Source organism: Nocardioides sp. CPCC 206347, assembly GCF_048654605.1.
Classification (GTDB): domain Bacteria; phylum Actinomycetota; class Actinomycetes; order Propionibacteriales; family Nocardioidaceae; genus Nocardioides.
In genome coordinates, this window is sequence record NZ_JBMCYZ010000007.1 from 217,070 (window position 1) to 231,132 (window position 14,063).

Genomic DNA, 14,063 nt, shown 5'->3' on the forward strand with positions numbered 1-14,063 from the left:
GACGACGCCCACCTGCTGATCTTCGGCCACCACCCCCACCTGGTGATCGATTGGACGTCGACGCCAGTCAAAGCGGAACCCGTAGTTGCGCGGGCTACAGGTGCTTCTGAGCGCCCATCATCAGCACGAACGGCGGCATCAACGGGTCGGCGAACTTGTACCGGAACCGACGAGTGGTTCCGCGCTTGAGCAAGATTCCCCCTCGCGGCGGCGTCAGGGACGAGAAGTCGTTCATGTGGTGCGCGAATGCCGGGATCTCGTAGTCCCGACCGGTGATCTCACGAAGCTGCTCGCGAACATCAACCGCCCCGAACGTGCCCAATGCATCGCGCTTGGCCCTGGCGCAAGCCAGCAGGACCTCCTCGTAGAGAGTGGCGCGGTTACTCGTGGTGGCGTTGTGGTACTTCTGCCGTGTCGAGTGAACAGCGTCCTCGAGCGCTCCCTCGACGGCAGCCTCGAAGTCCTGAGCGGTCACATTGACCCGGCCGTCCATCACTGCAGCCAAGGCACCCTTGGACGCCAGGAGGTGGGTGTAGTGCGGAAGGCCCAACGACATCGCCGTCACTTGGGCCGTGAAGCCCGGCTCAACCGTCATGCCGCATGCAAGCATTCCGCGGTCGACGATCTCTCCCAACTCGTCATTACCCATTGTCGGCATCTGGATCTGCGTGAGCGACCGGTGCACCGACTCGTGCCCTGTGATCAGGTCATCAACGGTCTCTCCGACCCCGATCAGAACCAGCGTCACCGGGATGGCCTGGTCCGCCAGGATCTTGATCATGTCAGCCATGAGCGGTCGGGTCATAGGGTCCAGTGGCCGGTCGAACTCATCGATGAACAGGACCAACCTGATCTGCGCAGCGAGCTGCGCGAGAAGGCGCCGCACACTGTCGGGCGAAGGTGCCTCTTCAGTGAGAAGCCGACTGGCAGGGAAGCCTGTGATTGTTGGCTGTGGGACAAAGCCGACCCCGCCCGCCGCCTCGTTGAGGTGAATCTCGTCGAACAGACTGCGCCAGATCGACGAAAACGTGTCTTGACTGCTGCAGGTGAAGTACGCCGCGTGGTACATCGAGGACACGTCACCGGAACCGCTGAAGACATCGCTGACCACGCGGGCGAGCGAAGTCTTGCCCACACCTCGATCGCCATAGATCACTGCATGGCGGCCGCTCTGGGCGACAACGTCCATGACTCGATTCAGTTGGTCGCGACGACCAGCGAACACGTCTCGAGTCGTCACCGGCGTGGACGGAGAAAAGTTCACGCCGATGGCGACGCGCATCTGGAATGGGTCGAACTCGGTCACGGCGTACTCCTGGCGGTGCTCGGGGCTCTCGATATCAAAGGGACTGAACACCACATGAAGTGGCATCGTTCTAACATTAGCATGACTTGATGTTAGAACAATGTGGAAACGTCAGTGTTCATCGCCTCCGGACTATCCCAGCACCTGGGCCAGGATGGCTGCCTTCCGTTCCGCCGTCTCAAGGTAACCACCGGCAGCAAGGAGAACCTCGGGCGCGCGCCGATCGAACGGGTGTAGCGCGGCGTCGTACCGTTGCCCGGCCATGAACGAAGCAGCAGCCTCCGGCCCGCACCGTACGCTAGTCGAGTCGGCGGGACCGTGCCCCGCATTGCCCGGGGGACGGTCCTCGCCGGCACCCGAGGCCTCGATCAGGAGGGCGACATGAGCGAGATGACGCTGAAAGACCGCGTCGCGATGTGTGTCGAGCTCGGCATGAGCGAGGACGAAGCCCGCTCCCAGTTCGCTGAGATCAGCGGCTGGACCGACTGCGTCGGCGACGATGCTGACCCGATCGATTTCTGACCAGTCGGGGCACTTGCTTGCCTGGCCTGGCTGCGGCGGTTGAAGGTCGTGTCGTGACCACACAATCGACGCAACTGCTGACCCCGGCTCAAGCCGACGCCTCGGACGTTGGCGCGATGCGCCTGACGGACGTTGAAGCGATCCGGATGAGCCTCGCCCGGATCGCGGCCGATCTGGCTCTGATCGATGCTCGACTCGCTCGCCTCAGCGCGGCCAACGCTGCCCTGCCGGCTCGCTCGTACGCCGTAGCCGGCGGTGACCTCATGCGGATCGAGCAGGTCGCCGAGCGGACCGCCGTCGCGGTCAGCACCTTGCGGCGTTGGCGTCAGGCCAAGACCGGTCCGAAGTCCACCCGCATCGGGCGCCAGGTCGTCTACCGGGCTCCGACGTCGAGACCTGGATCGAGCAACAGTTACCTCGGGCGTGAGCGTGGGGCCCTGTCCCCCCGTGGTACGGAGGCGAGCCCCACGCCACAATTGTACGCCGCACCGCGATTACCGGTCACCTGATTCGGCACCCCATTCCGCGGTCTTCACGGATCAGGTCCTCGAGCTGCGCGACGGTGTACGGCGACGTCGGCGTCCAGGCAGCTTCGGCCGGCTCCCTGGGCGTCATCTGCGCGCACGTCGCGAGGGTGCTGGCGAACGCGATCGCCGCACGTTCCACGGCCTGCTCGTTCCGTGCCTTGAGCGATCAACCAGGTCTTCGCTTCCTTGAGGGCCGACAGGACAGTGTCACGGCACAGCCGCCGCACGTACTGCTCCGAGACGTCGAGCCTATCGGTCACCTGCACCACCGAGAGGTGCTTGCAAGGAGGCACCTCCGAGGCTGCCCGAATGTCGTGAGCCACTGGTTTCGCAGTATCGGCATCGAAACCATCGAGCTCAGCCCGGCTCCGTGCGAGGTCGCGGCGAGCCTGCTTCATCTCGTCTAACGCAGCGGCCACCTGCTCCACAGCTTGGAGATTCTCGGGGTCCGGGCTCTTAGAAAGCCCTCTCAGGCGCGCCGCCGGGTGACCAGCAACCTCCGGCGACTCGAGCGTCTTCAGAATGACCACGCAAGCCAGCGGGTCGACGTGTGCGCCCCGGTGATAGACGCCGCGGTACTTCACTGCGCCTCCGACAATGTGTCGGGGCCCGCGCGTAGGGTCACCGCCACAGCGCCCTGCTGTCCAGCCCGACCACGACCTACGAGGCACTCATCGCGATGACCACCACCGACAACGCAGCCACGCGGCTCGCCGCGGCGCTCCGCAGCTTCTCCACACCGGGTGGTCAAACGCCGGAAAGTGTCCGCGGTTTCGCTCGTGGGCAGAACCGACTCGACGCCTGGCGACGCCACCACGAGTCCGCGGAACTGGTAGCCACTGTCGACCGCATCCTCCAAGGTATGGAGCTTGTTGGGACTGACACCTCGCCTTTCATGGCTGCACTACCCGAATGGTACGCCGGCGTCCACTTCGCGACCCTCCCCTGGAGTTCGAACAACAATCGGAAGGACTCCCCTCGTGACGTGTGTTCCGACAGCAGCCTGAAACTGCTCGACGCACTCGGCCTCGTCATAAAGACCGGCGGCGCCCTGGTCGTCACCGAAGACGATCGCCGGCGCCTCACAGATGTCTTGGCCGAGGCACGCGACCTGATCGACCACGACACCGTTGACCTTCCCGACCTCATACGGGGCTACCTGGCAGAACTCATTCGCCGTGCGCAGATGATCGTGGAGAACCTCGACAAGTACGGCGCCGAGACCGTCCGACAGGTCGCATTCGAGCTCGGCGGCGCAATGGCTGCTCAAGCTGAACGAGCAAACGCCCAGCAGGACGAGCCCCGATCGCGAAGGTGGAGGAGCGTCGCCACCCATCTGGTTGCCGGCTTCGTCGGCGGAACCGGCGGTGGAGTCGGCGAGATCGCCGCGATGGAGGCGTTCAAGCAACTCGGCGGATCCTGACCACTTCCGCAATCCCGCAACGAGTATGACGCCGCTGTAGCCCCGAGGAATAGACGATCTATGACCAATGACCACGACGCCATGCCCCACCGAATCAACGCCGTCCGAGTCGGCCTTCTCTCTGGCGCGGCGATCCTGCTCGTGGTCTCGGCAGCGTGCCTGATACTCGCGGCCACCGGTGGCCAAGTTAGCGACCTGCCCGGCTGGATCGAAGCCCTCGCGACACTCGCCGCTGTGGTGGCAGTCATCGTGGCCTGGTTCCAACTGAGCGACGGCCGCGAGGCCGCAAGGGCCGCCGCTGAGCAAGCCGCGCAAACCGCGCTGGATCAGGCCCGACCCTATGTCCTCCTTGGCGTGGAGATCGGTCACGACACCATCCACTCCATGGACTTGGTTCTTCAGAACATCGGCGCTGGCCCGGCCTACGACGTCGTCATCAGCGTCAATCCACCGCTTGAACGATCCCAAGAGGTCGACGGCGAAGAGCTCGCTCAGGCCCGCCTCTTCACGCGACCGATCGCCATGATGCCGCCGAAGTATGAACTCCGTTCGTGGTTCGACTCCCCAACCGAAAGGTACGAGCGCAAGGACCTCCCAGAGGTGCATGAGATAACGATCAGCTACCACGACAGCCGCGGGCACAGCTGGACTGAGACCACTGCTCTCGACCTCAGCATCCCTAACGGGCTGCTGTTCACCGAGCGCTACAACATGCACCACATCGCAAAGGCTGTGCAAGGAATCGAGAAGCACATCAAGGGATCTCCCCTCACCAAGGGCACGGTGGAGGCCATCGTCGAAACCCGAGGTGAACGCGACGATCGCGTACGCGTGGAAAGGGACGCTCGGCAGGCGCGTTTTGATGCGTTCAAAGCCAGGCAGACAGCAGTTCAGGCTGACACGACCAGCGTAGATGTACCCACCGCCGCAACGGAGGCGTGACCCCTCTCCTCGCACCCGAGCGCGTGTGACCGAGCCATGCGCAGGGCACTTCGGAGTGCGTAACACACTGGTCGTTCTGTCCGACGGTAGTCTGCGTACTGCGGCAAATGGATCAGATCATGAGCGCTCGGACGGTTCGCCGCCGTCCAGGCAGTGTAGTGCGACGCGCTGGCCTTGGAGCAACGGTCGTGGATCTGCGGAAGAGCCTCGACCGCTTCCAGCTCCGGTCCCTACCTTGGCTGGTAGTGGCGCCCTGAGCCCCCGCGCGTGGCGAACAGTTCACTCAACTCGACGGCACTCCGCCCGTCTGTGAATCGCGCCCCCTCTGTCGATGAACGGCGGCTACATTGCGTGACGTGATGACCTCTGTGCGCGTCGCGGCCGCCGTGACCGCCCTTCTTCTCCCGCTAAGCGCCTGCAGTTCAACTTCCGACGACAACACCAGGGACCTGGCCGACGAGTTCAGTGAAGTGGAGGCGTTGCCGTTCAATGCCAGCGGCCTCCTCGGTGGGAACGCAAGGCCGGAGTTCCCTGCTGGCGACTCCGGAGAGATGTCTGTCGTACAAGTTGGACCGCTGGTGACGACGTCCGGCAGCCTGCTGTTCGCGTTCCGCAACAACACCGACGATGCAATCTCGCAGGTCAAATGGACCGCCTCGGCCCGGAGCGGCGGGAAAATTGTCTCCACGGGCAGCAGTGCGGAAACCATCCCGGCCCAAGTGGCATCAGGTGAAGTGGGCCTCGCATACATCGACTTCGAGAACGCCGACTCGATTCCGTCTAATGTCGAATATGAGTTCTCGACCGATTCAGCGGAGATTGACATCAGTTCCCTTAACGCGGCCCCGTTGACGGTGACGGAAACGAACATTGTTGGCAATTCGATCGTGGGCGAGGCCAAGAACGAGACTGGCGTTACGACTGCGGGGCCTTATCTGGTGTCTATCTACTGCTTCATCGGCACCTCGATCGTCGGCTACAAAAGCGGCCCCACATGGGCGCACGGAACTCTTGATGATGGCGACACAGTGACGTTCGTCGTGAAGCACGGCGACGAGTGTGCGTCCTACGTTGTCGGTGTTGGCGGCCATCTTGTCCTGGCCCATGCCGTCTAGTTGTTGAACCATCCGCGGCAAGCGCGGATTCACAAACAGGGCACGGTCTCAGGATCCACGCTTGCTGTCGAAGCCCCGGCGACCGGCTATCGCGTCCAAGAGGGCGAAAAACTCAGACTCCGCATTGGCGGCAATCTCGTGTGCGACTGGATCGTCCTGGTCTAGGCGAACGGTGTCGGTCGACGCCCCGGTCGCTATCGCAATCTCCAGCGCCTGATAGACCTTATAAGAGTGTCCATATGGTCCGAGCCCATCTAGGTCCGGTATTTGACGGTCGGGACCGCGGCGCTTCTCGTTTGGCCACATGACTTCAAGGACGAGTCGTTCGACCGCAAGCAACTCGGAGTCGAATTTGTCCAGCAGGCTGAGCGCTGACTCCAGTCCTCCGTCCGGGCGAGACAAGTACCCGACGCAGACTGGCAGCTCTGAGTAGGACCACTGTTTCCTCTTGCGCCTTCCCGTCAACCTCCGCTCCATCCAGCGAAGAACTGAACTGGACGCCTGGCCTTGTTTGTCGAAGTCAAACAGGACGCCGAGCGCGGCCTCCTGGATACTGAAACTTCGCGCTTGAAGACCGCGCTCATAAATTTCAAGATTTCTCGCGCCACTCAGTTCGGCAAGGCTTCGCATTGAGGCTTCGCGCTCGCCTGCGGTGCTTGCGACCGTCCCATCCGCGAGCTGCGCCAGCAGGCCCTCGGACCGGCTTGTGCCGAACCTTCCCAAGTATCCGAGAAGCGCGCTTCTCTCGAAGCTATCGACGGCCGCCGACTCTATTGCCAGCCGGATCAGAGTTTCGACGTCGTCGCGAGCATTGGCGTTCATCTCAATGAAACCTCCTTTTGCCAAGTTCGGCTGGTTCTCAGGATGCCTATGCAATAAGGCTGGGATCTGGGATCACTCTCCATTCACCTTGGCCGACTTGGATTCTTACGAACCCGATAAGCAGTCCATATGTCGACGACAGCCACTCATCGGCTTCTCGCTGATGTTTACGGTAGCGACTCTTGTTTGCCTTGACTTCGATAAGTATTGATAGGCCCTTGTACACCAGCGAGATATCAAATATTCGGATCTGCATCTTGCCGAGCTTGTTGATGAAGCGAACGTAGTTGAGGCCAGTGCGGCCTCGATGCACGTCCGACACTCCCTTGATCTTGCGAAACATCGCTGCGACTCGCTTCTCGCCCAGCTCGCCCTTCTCGTGGCTTGTGTATTTGTGCCAGATCGCAATGTAACCGTCTGGCACGCCGGGTCGATTCGGATCCCTTCCTTGCTTTATTTCGCTGCAGAAGATTAACGGCCGCGGGCACGCCCCAGAGGGATCCTTCTCATTGATTGGATCTTGTGGGTATGCGTACGGAGTGTTGTTGGCCCCGGCGATGGAGTCGACCGAGAGGAATGCGCCGGTATCAGGGTTGTAGAGCCGGAGGCCCATAAGTGTGAGGCCCGCGAGGCTGTCTGTGGAGCGCTGGAGTTCGCCGAGCCAGCCGTAGCGGCGGTCCGGTGTGCCCGATAGTGGGTTGCCGTACTCGTCGGTCTCTCCGTAGGCCTCAACTGTTCCGGCGCTGGTGGTCGACGCAACGATGTCGCCATGTGGGTTGATGATCTGGAAGGTGACGGCTCCGCCGGTCACTTCCGCTGCGAGTCCCCTGCCTGGGGGAGCGACGTACTTCGTAGCGACCCAACTTGCCCCGGTGTCCGTCGAAGTCTCGATGCTGGACGGTGAGTCACTCGTGCTGCTGTAGCGATATCGCGATCGCTTGGTCTCTGTGCCGTCCGTCTTGAAGGTGATGCTCGAGATTCGTCCGCCTGGGTCGAGTTCGTAGTCGACCGTCTTGGTTTCAGTGTCACCGCCTGCGGTCACGTCCTGAGTCTGTGACGCGACCATGTCGTTGGCCCGATAGGCCACGGTCAGTGCCCCCGCGGCACCTACTGTGGTGTCGGTCGTCGGGACTGTCAGCGTTCGTCCGAGTGGGTCGTAGCTGTAGCCGGTGTTGGTGACCCTGCTTGCCGTGTCGTAGGTGGTGGTCTTGGTGGATGCCGAAGTCGACTGACATGCCCCTCCGGCGCCTGGAGGGTGCGACGCCAGCGAGGTCCGTTCAGAAGAGGCGCTGAATCCGTAGACCCGGGTGATGCAGCCGTCGGCGCGGGTGTCGACGGCTGCGGTGAGTCGGTCGAGTCCGTCGTAGGTGAAGACCTGTGACGAGGCTGGTGAACTCTGCAGCAGAGCTCTGCCACGGACGTCGTTGCTGGCCGTGAAGGCCAGGACAGTCCCGCTTGAGTTGCTGTAGGTGATTCCGGTTGGGCCGCCGATCTCGTCGGTGTGGTACGTCGCAGCAAGTCCGTTGGGGTACGACAGTTCTTCTAGGGTTCCGTCGGTGGCGTACTGGTAGCCGAAGGAGCCGACGCCGTTATCGACGGTCACGCCGGTAAGGAGGCTGTGTGCGTCGTAGGCGTACGACGTCGAGGTGGTCCCGGTGTCGCTCGTAGCGAGGCGCCCGGTCGCGTCGTAGGTGGTTGCGGCGGTGTTTCCGGTTACGTCTTGATACCCGGTCTCGCGACCCCATGCGTCGTAGGACGTCGTCACGGTGCCGGTGCTGCCTGCTGAGGCGGTCACAGTGGTCGATAGACCTGTGGATACTGCGTACCCGTAGGTGTTGGTGATGGTGTCGGCAGCGACCTCGGAGCCACCCACCACCACCGAGGAGGAAAGGACGCGTCCGAGGTTGTCGTAGGTCTTTGTGGTGGTCCGTGTGCCTGCGCCGCCCGAGAGTTCCTGCACGCTGGTTGGGTTCAGTTCGTCGTCGAACCCTGCGTGGTAGGTGATCGGCGTCGTGGTGCCAGCGGGCTGTGCGGCCGGCCCGGTCTTGCAGACCATTCCGTCCCAGGCCGGCTTTCCGCCACAGGCCCCAGAGCCGTCAGCGGTGTAGTAGGTGGTTGTCGTTGACCGGGCGTCGTTGCCGGCGCCACTACCGTCTGTACCGCCTCCAGGCTCCCGGGTCTCAATCGACCGGCCGTCGGAGTCGAATCGGTTGGTCGTCGTTGACCATGTCGAACCGGTGACCTTGACGGACGTGGAGGTCGGTGTTCCGAGCACCCAACCATCGCCATCGCCAGACACGACCGGGGCGTATCCGTATGTCGTGACCTTGGTGTCGTGATCCGCGGTGCGGTCCGCTGTGGCGGTGCTGAAGGTCTCCTTCACCACCAGGCCGACCCCGTCGCCGCCGATGCCGCCAGGGCGGCCCGCGAGGAGGCTTGGATCGACGCCGGGGTCATCGTCGTACGTAAACGCGGCGTGGGTACGGAAGTAGCCGACCGTGCCGTCGTCCAGGCTGGCGGTGTGAGCCGGGCCGTACTCGTCAATGGCCCGGGTGCCGACCGTGTCGGCGTTGCCCCAAGTGTTGAAAACGGTGAACGACGATGCCTCAAGTGCGACCATCGGCCGGTCGACCAACGGGGCAGCCTGAACCCGTGCCCAACCGGTGGCGTCGAGCGATTGCCTCGTGTTTCCGGCAGCGTCGACCCAATCGGTACTGAGAAGCCATCCGTCGGGACCGAAGGCCGCCGTGTTGGTGGTATTGCCGGACCGATCGGTATAGAAAAGGTCGGCCTTGGTGACATCAGCAGTGCCGTTGTAAGGCTGGTAGACCGCGTAGACCTTGGTCGGCACCACGGTCTGCCCCCACTCGCTAACCTTCGCTGCCGTCATCGACGGGAGCCCTGCGCTAGCGGGCGTCAGGCTGTAGTCGATCGACCACGTTGCGTCGCCGCCGCCGGACGCTGTCGGGCGTTCGCGCTTGACGTTCTCGAGTCGACCGATGGTGTCGTAGGCGAAGCGCCATTCGGTGAGGCCTGCAGGTTTCAGGGTTGCCAGCATGGTCCGGCTGGCAACCGTGGTGTAACTGTATTCAGTGCACAACGGTATGCCGGCGCCAGCACCGTCGGGGTCGCCGCTGCAGACCTTGGTGAGCTTGCCCGAGGTATAGGTGTAATCGGCCAGTGTTTTGATATTGACCGCACCAGGTGTTGCTGCGCCGATGACGCGTTGGACCGAGGCGACCCGTGTTGCGGTGCCAGTTCCGGTGTAGGTGATCGTGAGGGCTCGACACCCGAGGGTTTGGGTGGTGGCGGTGCAAGTGGATGAGGCGGTTGGGTCGGACTGGCGGACGAAGGTGGGCCGCTGGCCCGTGCGGGTGACAGCGATGTCGTTGCCGGTGCCGGGAGCGTTGGTCTCCTTGAGGGTCCAGGCGGGGTCGCCGCCAATGTCCGAGGTACTCCATTCCCAAGTGGTCACGACGCTGCCAGTGCCAAGTGGGCGAGACAACTCGAGCGTGTTTGGGGTGCCGGTCGCGAAGATCAACGTGGTGGTGTCGCCAGTGGGCTCGAGGGGTTTGTAGTTCCCTCCGCCAGTCGGGATGAAGGTTTGTGAGCCACCTCCCGAATCGACGATGACAATCGTGCCGTCCTTGGTGCGGCTGTCGATGACGGACGCTGCCGTGTCGGCGCTCGGCCCGAAAATCTCTGGATCGGACCAACCCGGCCCGAAGACGCCGGCGGTTAGCGTGGCGTCCGACAGGCTAGAGAAGGAGCGCCCGATACCAGCCTTGGAATCGGCAGCGTCAGCGTCGCTGACCATAGCTTCACCGTTGAGCAACGACACCGTCGCGGGCCCGAGGTCGGTTGTTGGGAAGCGTTCGCCGAAGGCGGATTGATAAAGGCCGAGGTACAGGACTGTGGTGCAGGAGTCGGCGGATCCGGAGTATTGGAAGCAGCCGCGGACTTCGAGGAGTGCGGGTGCTTCGAGAGTTCCGGTCCCATAAGTTTCTTCGGTGGCGTTCCAGATCAGCTGGTTGGTGGTGGAGCGGCCGGTGCCTGCGCCAGCGATGGTGCCGGTCCAGTTGGTTCCGTCGTCGACCTTCTTGACCTTGGCCGCAGTTCGCCAGGTGGTTTCGGTGACCACCCGCCACTGCAGCGTCGCGCCGGTGGCGGAGGCGGGTCCGGACAGGTCGATAGGGAACGACGCGGTGGACGGCGCCCACTGGGTGGGCGTGGAGAAGGCTGCGGTACCGGTGCCGTAGGAGAACGTGACGGGTGTTCCGTAGTTGCCGGCCTTGTCGACCGGGGTAACTTCGTAGACGTGCCATCCGGGTGTCGGGGTGTAGGTCGTGACCTTGTCGCCGGATGAGTTCGCGCCGGCGGCGGAGGTCTGGCCGTCGAGGTTGAAGTAGAAACCAGCGGTGTCGGCCGACCCGTTGAGGGTGATCGTGTCGGAGCCGGGCATTGTGGTAGTCCAGGTCCCGTTGGTGAAGTGGGACGAGGTGATCGTGACGGTCGGGGCGATGGTGTCGACGGTGACGGTCTTGGTCGCTGGCGTGGCGGAGCGGACGTTGACGTCGTCCTCACCCCAGGCACTGATCGTGTACGTGCCACCCTCGGTCAGGTGCCCAGACGGAACTGCCTTCGTGGCGGTTCCGCCAGAGGGCACGGCGGGGCTGGTGCCGGCGGGGCTGTCGCCGGGCCACACCAGAGTCGAGCCCTGCTTGATCTCGAAATAGCCCTTGACCTGCCCGCCGTCGGGGTCGGTGACGACCGACGACAGGGTGGGGGTCTTGGAGGTGATGAAGTTGCCGTACAGCCCCGGGGTCGCGGTCAGCCCGGTCGGGGTCGCCGGGGGCTGGCTGATGGTGACGGTCAGCTTGGGCGACTTGGCGTTGTCCCCGTTCTCCAAGGACCTGTACTTACGGTAACTGGCGTTGTTCAACGTGACGGCAGCGAGCTGCACGCCGTAGTTGTCGGCACCACCGACCCAGGATTTCACGATGTCGGTGGCGTTGAAGTCGACCACGCCTTCACTGGTGCAACCGGTGAAGCCGTGCGCGTCGTCCTCGACCTTGGCGCCCGTGGCGGTGACAGTGGGCTGGGTCGACCAGGTGATGCCCGGGACGGTCCAGGCCGAAGTGACCTGCGACATCTTGATGTCCGAGCCGGAGCACGAGCCGGCATTGAAGTTCGACAGGCTCACCTTCGCGTCCGCGATCGATCCCGGGGGCGGACTGCCCAACGCAGTCGTGTCGAAGTTCAGATAGGAGCGATTCTGCGTGATGCCCAAGTTACTGGTGCCGACCCGGAGCTCGGGCGAGGTGTGCTGACTGGTGTTGGGCAGGATGTTCTGCACCCACGTGTCACCCGTCGCGGTCAGGACCACCGTCGGGTCGACCGTCACCGGGTACCTGCGGTCCGGGTCAGCCAGATACACGGGATCGGGCCGCAGCACCAGCTCGCGAGACGTACCCGTCCCCTCAAGGGTCGCCGCGACAGGAACCGTCGACGCTTCGTCGGCCGAGTCCCACATCACCGGCGGGGTGATCGAACCAACCAGCTTGCCCTCGCTCTTGATGTCAATCGAGCCATCGGCGCGAGTGATGAACTTTCCTTCCGACAGGCTCAGAGGGAACCGATACTCCGGAATCTCACCGGCGGCGGGGGCCTGGTCGAGGACGACGGAGAAGTTGAACCCCTCAGGGTGGGACGTGACAACGAGGTCTCCCCCGTCAATCGCCGCGGGTTCAAAGGTGATCTGGTCGCCATCCACCGTTCCGGCGGGCAGCTTGGTTGGCCAGTCGAGCGACAGCGTGGCACCTGAAGGCGAAGTCACGGTGGCCACGTCCTTCGACCCACCATCGCCGTATTCGATATCGAAGGGAACCGCCGCAGGCACGGCTCCATCAGCCAGGTTCTCCAGGTCCGCGTTGACGCTGACCCACTTGTCTTGGTCAGCACGTGAGCGAACCAGCCCCGAATAGGACTCGAGAGTCCAGGTGCTGTCTGGGTTGGCGAACATTGCCGACGAAGGGGTCCGCGCTGACAGGTCCTCGACCTGTGAGCCCTGCGCGATCGCGGTGACCATGGCAGAGGTCCGGTCAGGGCGTTCAGTGACCTTGGGTGCCGCCTGCTCGACGGCGGCCGTTGCGACCGCGGCGCCAGGTGCAACCTGAAGCGTCCCGATCGCGAGGGACCCGAGAGCCGCCAAAGCGATCCCCCGCACCATTCGGTCTGGCCCGCTCGATCGAAGGACAGGACGACGAACTGAACCGCGAAGCGACATCTACACGAACCCTGACTTCTGGCGAGACTCCCCGAGACGCCCACGCATCCGACTCGCGCCTCGGAACCTAAGGCCCAATACTCCGCTACGTCTTCAAAACGGTCAGAACGTGTCAGGAAAGTCGGGACCAGGGTCACGCCTCGCGACAAAGCTGTGCCGTCGCAGAAGCGGCCACTAGCGGCTGTTGCTGCCAGGCTGACCGGTCGCGGCGGATTCCCACATGTGGATCGATGTCACAAGGTCCTCGTAAGCCCGCGCATTCGAGGGCCACTGGAGCCATCGCGATGCGGCGAAGGCGACATCGTTGGCCAGGTCATCTCTGCCGCGCAGCAGCTCGTCGATACCGACACGAAGATGCGCCGCGATGTGCTCGAGCACGGTGATGCTGGGGCGTCGTTCGCCGTGCTCGATCCGCGCGCGGCATGCGGCGCTGACGCCGGCCCCGGCGACGGCCTGGGCCTGGCTCAGCCTGGCGCCGAGGCGTCGTGCGCGGATTCGTGCGCCAAGGCTTGCTGGGCGGATCCGCTGGTGTGCGACGACCTGAGCGGGCTCCATCACCTTTTCGTCGTCATCGGTTGAGACCTCGAGTCTGTTGACGGACGTTCCCGCTGCCTTGCGACGTTGCAACTTGGCACCGCAGGCTCTTCGCGGCCTGTGGATCTTGTGCTCTTCGACCTGGGCCAACCTCAGCGCTTCGCGCTTGCTGGAGTGCCGGCCCACGTACATCTTCTTAGTGCCGTCCGGTCCGCGGTTTCCACCACGGTGACGCTTACCTCGGGACTCCACCCAAGCCATGAGAACTCTCCTCGCTGCCCCACTGGGACAAGGTTGTTGCCCCACATTCGTGGGGCTCTGATCTCAGGATCGCGACGGTTGCAAGAGCGTCTGCCCCACATCTGCCCCACATCGGTCGATTCGGGACTCCGAATGACAGCGATGTGAGGTGCCGTGAAAAAGACGAAACCCCCGTCTGACCTGCGGTTATGCAGTCTCAGACGAGGGTTCTTCTACGTCGGGCTGACAGTGTTCTGGCTCAGGACATAGGAAAGGGATCTCTCAAGACATAGGAAAGATCCGCGCACCACGCTGCACCGGTGTCGAAAGCCCGACTGGTCATCAC

The 14,063-nt window shown here is 63.4% G+C and carries 10 protein-coding genes; 5 read left to right on the forward strand and 5 right to left on the reverse strand.

Annotated features, from left to right (window positions below):
• Nucleotides 1–94 precede the first annotated feature (94 nt).
• Complete coding sequence (locus ACOACQ_RS21850) at nucleotides 95–1,306, reverse strand: ATP-binding protein (protein ID WP_378598876.1); 1,212 nt, start codon at nucleotides 1,304–1,306, stop codon at nucleotides 95–97.
• A gap of 381 nt (nucleotides 1,307–1,687) precedes the next feature.
• Between ACOACQ_RS21850 and ACOACQ_RS21855 the strand changes: the two genes are divergently transcribed.
• Nucleotides 1,688–1,828 carry a hypothetical protein gene (locus ACOACQ_RS21855; protein WP_378598873.1) on the forward strand — a complete coding sequence of 47 codons (141 nt, stop codon included), beginning with the start codon at nucleotides 1,688–1,690 and terminating at the stop codon, nucleotides 1,826–1,828.
• Between the two features lie 116 nt (nucleotides 1,829–1,944).
• A complete protein-coding gene (locus tag ACOACQ_RS21860) occupies nucleotides 1,945–2,337 on the forward strand; it encodes a helix-turn-helix transcriptional regulator (RefSeq protein ID WP_378598870.1) in 393 nt (130 codons plus the stop codon).
• Here the strand turns inward: ACOACQ_RS21860 and ACOACQ_RS21865 are convergent.
• Nucleotides 2,330–2,494 carry a hypothetical protein gene (locus ACOACQ_RS21865; protein WP_420289272.1) on the reverse strand — a complete coding sequence of 55 codons (165 nt, stop codon included), beginning with the start codon at nucleotides 2,492–2,494 and terminating at the stop codon, nucleotides 2,330–2,332. The two genes, ACOACQ_RS21860 and ACOACQ_RS21865, sit on opposite strands and share 8 nt — an antisense overlap.
• Nucleotides 2,495–3,034: 540 nt before the next feature.
• Here ACOACQ_RS21865 and ACOACQ_RS21870 point away from each other — a divergent pair.
• The 3 genes from ACOACQ_RS21870 (at nucleotide 3,035) to ACOACQ_RS21880 (ending at nucleotide 5,835) form a co-directional block, all read left to right on the forward strand.
• Entirely contained in the window at nucleotides 3,035–3,778 is a 744-nt protein-coding gene (locus ACOACQ_RS21870) for a hypothetical protein (protein ID WP_378598867.1), read from the forward strand.
• 60 nt (nucleotides 3,779–3,838) lie between these two features.
• Nucleotides 3,839–4,720: a hypothetical protein gene (locus tag ACOACQ_RS21875; RefSeq protein ID WP_378598864.1), complete on the forward strand. Its 882-nt coding sequence runs from the start codon at nucleotides 3,839–3,841 to the stop codon at nucleotides 4,718–4,720.
• A 356-nt stretch (nucleotides 4,721–5,076) separates the two neighbouring features.
• Nucleotides 5,077–5,835 carry a hypothetical protein gene (locus ACOACQ_RS21880; protein ID WP_420289273.1) on the forward strand — a complete coding sequence of 253 codons (759 nt, stop codon included), beginning with the start codon at nucleotides 5,077–5,079 and terminating at the stop codon, nucleotides 5,833–5,835.
• Nucleotides 5,836–5,883: 48 nt separating this feature from the next.
• On the opposite strand, the gene ACOACQ_RS21885 is transcribed toward ACOACQ_RS21880, so the two are convergent.
• From ACOACQ_RS21885 to ACOACQ_RS21895, 3 genes are all read right to left on the reverse strand, one after another.
• Nucleotides 5,884–6,657 (reverse strand): hypothetical protein, encoded by a 774-nt coding sequence (locus ACOACQ_RS21885; protein WP_420289274.1) that lies wholly within the window; start codon nucleotides 6,655–6,657, stop codon nucleotides 5,884–5,886.
• A gap of 46 nt (nucleotides 6,658–6,703) precedes the next feature.
• Entirely contained in the window at nucleotides 6,704–12,745 is a 6,042-nt protein-coding gene (locus ACOACQ_RS21890; protein WP_420289275.1) for a DNRLRE domain-containing protein, read from the reverse strand.
• A 372-nt stretch (nucleotides 12,746–13,117) separates the two neighbouring features.
• Nucleotides 13,118–13,738, reverse strand: coding sequence for a helix-turn-helix domain-containing protein (locus ACOACQ_RS21895; RefSeq protein WP_378595964.1), 621 nt, complete (start codon nucleotides 13,736–13,738; stop codon nucleotides 13,118–13,120).
• Nucleotides 13,739–14,063 lie beyond the last annotated feature (325 nt).

Bases quoted from the DNA above. Each gene is read 5' to 3' on its own strand.
- ACOACQ_RS21870 (WP_378598867.1), top strand. From the start codon at position 3,035: ATGACCACCACCGACAACGCAGCCACGCGGCTCGCCGCGGCGCTCCGC.
- ACOACQ_RS21875 (WP_378598864.1), top strand. From the start codon at position 3,839: ATGACCAATGACCACGACGCCATGCCCCACCGAATCAACGCCGTCCGA.
- ACOACQ_RS21890 (WP_420289275.1), bottom strand. From the start codon at position 12,745: ATGGTCACCGCGATCGCGCAGGGCTCACAGGTCGAGGACCTGTCAGCG.
- ACOACQ_RS21885 (WP_420289274.1), bottom strand. From the start codon at position 6,657: ATGAACGCCAATGCTCGCGACGACGTCGAAACTCTGATCCGGCTGGCA.
- ACOACQ_RS21860 (WP_378598870.1), top strand. From the start codon at position 1,945: ATGCGCCTGACGGACGTTGAAGCGATCCGGATGAGCCTCGCCCGGATC.
- ACOACQ_RS21895 (WP_378595964.1), bottom strand. From the start codon at position 13,738: ATGGCTTGGGTGGAGTCCCGAGGTAAGCGTCACCGTGGTGGAAACCGC.
- ACOACQ_RS21855 (WP_378598873.1), top strand. From the start codon at position 1,688: ATGAGCGAGATGACGCTGAAAGACCGCGTCGCGATGTGTGTCGAGCTC.